The sequence below is a fragment of the Metalysinibacillus jejuensis genome (assembly GCF_003057615.1).
Lineage (GTDB): Bacteria > Bacillota > Bacilli > Bacillales_A > Planococcaceae > Metalysinibacillus > Metalysinibacillus jejuensis.
In genome coordinates, this window is record NZ_QAFW01000122.1 from 1 (window position 1) to 1,413 (window position 1,413).

Consider the following 1,413-nt stretch of genomic DNA (forward strand, 5'->3'; position numbering starts at 1 on the left):
TAGATGTAGTATAGATTTATGGACACAACTTGGTTAAGTCAATACAATTGAATTAACGAAAGGTCGTGTCCGAAAAATGAATCAAAAACGTTATAACCAAGAATTTAAACAAACAGTCGTGGAACTATACCACTCAGGTACGTCAGTCAGTCAACTTGCTAGCGAATATGGTGTGTCAGAAGTAACAATCTATAAATGGATTAAGCAACATTCTCCAATCGAAGGGACACAAGAGTTAACAGTGTCCGATTTTGAAGCAATCCAAAAGGAAAATCTTCGATTAAAGCAGGAGCTAGAAATCCTAAAAAAGGCTATGACCATATTCGCGAGAAAATAGACGAGCAAGAACTGATTGACCTGATTACCCAAGAGAGCGAGCATCATCCAATCCAAGTGATGTGTCGTGTATTAAAGATGCCTAAAAGTACGTATTATCAAGCATTTCACAAGAAGCCAAATAGTTATCATACAGCGAATGAGGAGCTGCTGGAAGAAATCAAGATTCTTCATGAAGTGAGCAAAGGTCGTTATGGCGCACCGAAGATTCATAAGCAACTGGTGCAAAAAGGCTATTCATGTAGTTTAAAACGTGTACAACGTCTCATGAAGGAAGCAGGCTTACAATCCGTGATTACAAAGAAATACCGTCCTACAACAACGTCTGGATCGGTGGAAGAGCGTGAAAACGTACTAGCGCAAGATTTTACAACGACAACAATCAACGAAAAATGGGTAGCTGATATTACGTATATTCATACACTGCGAGATGGTTGGTGCTACTTAGCATCGATTATGGATTTGCATACGAAAAAAATAGTAGGCTATAAATTTGCACGCAAAATGACAACTAACATTGTCTTAGATGCATTAGAAAATGCGGTGAATACACAAAAGCCAGGACCTGGTCTCATTATGCATACGGATTTAGGTACGCAATATACAAGCGAAGCGTATCAACAGCAACTGAAAAAATATGAAATGGTGCCGTCATTTAGTCGCAAGGGATGCCCTTATGACAATGCGTGTATCGAATCCTTTCATGCCACACTGAAAAAAGAAGAAGTCTATCGCACGAAATATGACAGCTTTGAGACAGCGAGAATTGCCCTTTTCCAATACATTGAAGGCTGGTATAATCGCCAGCGTATTCATGGACGTATCGGCTATATGACACCAGATGCGTATGAACAACAATGTCGTGCAGCAGCGTAAGACATGAGGTAAGAGCCAATCTCCCCCCCCACATTTTTGTGGCACAACATCCATGGGCTTATTTCTCCACGTCACAAGTAGGTTATCAAAGGCTCTTTTCACTTTGACAATCTACTTGGGATGTGGAACACTCCATGAATGGTTGTTGTGCAGCAAAAAAACTTAATCTTTTTGTGTCCAAAATCTTGACTTAGATCCAAT

Annotated in this window: 1 protein-coding gene; it reads left to right on the forward strand. The window is 40.0% G+C overall.

Annotation, left to right across the window (positions count from 1 at the left end; translation table 11 throughout):
• The first annotated feature begins 76 nt into the window (after positions 1-76).
• Positions 77-1,212 (forward strand): IS3 family transposase gene (locus tag DDE80_RS14335; RefSeq protein WP_108308619.1). Its coding sequence is split into 2 segments (ribosomal slippage): positions 77-302 and positions 302-1,212, totalling 1,137 coding nucleotides; the frame shifts between segments, so codons are not numbered across the junction.
• The last annotated feature ends 201 nt before the right edge of the window (positions 1,213-1,413 follow it).